The sequence below is a fragment of the Polaribacter sp. 2305UL8-11 genome, from assembly GCF_058147165.1.
This window is the reverse complement of the sequence record NZ_JBYVJW010000045.1, coordinates 1-272: the sequence shown is the minus strand read 5'-3', so window position 1 is coordinate 272 and position 272 is coordinate 1. Positions and strand designations below refer to the sequence as shown.

Below are 272 nucleotides of genomic sequence, written 5' to 3'. Positions count from 1 at the left end.
GCTGTTCCAGGTCGTAAGCCAAACGACTCCAGGAAAGAGCTTTCATATATTGGTTTTTATCGGGAAGAATCTGCGGTAACACCGATTGATAAACGGGAGTAAACCCGGCAGAGCAGGCATTAATGCAAAGTATCAGCACATAAACCTGCCATACCTGAGTCACGAAAGGCAGAAACAGAATCAGCCCGGCACGCGCAATATCTAAACCGGCCAGCCACTGTTTTCTGGGAAGTTTGTGAGCATAAGCCCCGATAATCGGAGCTAGCACTACA

General features: G+C 48.2%; 1 pseudogene. It reads right to left on the bottom strand.

Annotated elements, in window-relative coordinates:
- Positions 1-272 (bottom strand): annotated as a pseudogene (locus ACY2RW_RS16150) (hypothetical protein); the annotation flags it as partial.